At 61.9% G+C, this 829-nt stretch carries 1 protein-coding gene; it reads left to right on the top strand.

Features of this window, described 5'->3' with window-relative positions; translation table 11 throughout:
• On the top strand, nucleotides 1–795 hold a 795-nt coding region (locus tag BLX41_RS12325; RefSeq protein ID WP_185073513.1), incomplete at its 5' end, for a hypothetical protein.
• Between the last annotated feature and the right edge of the window lie 34 nt (nucleotides 796–829).

Genomic DNA, 829 nt, shown 5'->3' with positions numbered 1-829 from the left:
AAGCAGAGTATTTACAGGGCGCTCAGCGCCCAGGGCCTGGACCCGGATGCCATCGCCCTGGAGCGCGACAAGGAGGATGACAAAGTGATCCACCTGCGTCTGGTGGACTACTCCCTGAGCCCGGAACAACGGGGTCGCCTCAGGGCGGTCTTCGAGCAGGTTACCGACGCGCGCAAGGCCAGTTCGATGAACCTGCACCTGGAACTGGACAACGCCCGGGCCAGCGTCAACCCGCCCGGCCCCAGCGACCTGCCGGACAGCATCGACGCCAGCCTCGAGTTCGACCCGACGTTCGAGATGCTGCTGGACCGCAGCTACGACGACAGCATGCATGCCATCGTCAACCGGAGCGAAATCGAAGGCCCGGTCAGTTGCAAGATCACTGCACACCTGGCGATGCCCACGCGCTTGAAACTGATCGGCTACGAAGCCCTTGAACAGGACAACAGCGAACGCGGCCTGATCTCCTTGCTGACCCGCAGCGGCAGCATTGCCAAGGTACCGCTCAAGGTGCATTTCGATGACCCGGACCTGAACCGATACCTGCAACAGAAAACCGTCCAGGCCTGGCCTTCCAGCTCGAAAATCACCCGGCCCGCGCCGGTGCCCCTTGACGAATTCGCCATCGTCATCGGCTCCATCGGAGTCCAGACCCTGACCTCAGCCCTGCCCTTCGACACCCGAAAGGACGAGCTGCAAGCGCTGTGCGATCAAAAGATGCAGACCCTGGGTCGGCCATTCACCTTTCAAATGGGTCGGACCCTGGATCGCTTGACCAGCGTCGATTTCCGCTAAGCGCCATGGCGCAACAAGGACCTCCATTGAACCG

Origin of the sequence: Pseudomonas protegens, assembly GCF_003732485.1 — a bacterium.
Lineage (GTDB): Bacteria > Pseudomonadota > Gammaproteobacteria > Pseudomonadales > Pseudomonadaceae > Aquipseudomonas > Aquipseudomonas protegens_B.
Note: the sequence above shows the minus strand (reverse complement) of the source record. Positions and strands in the feature narration are given on the sequence as shown.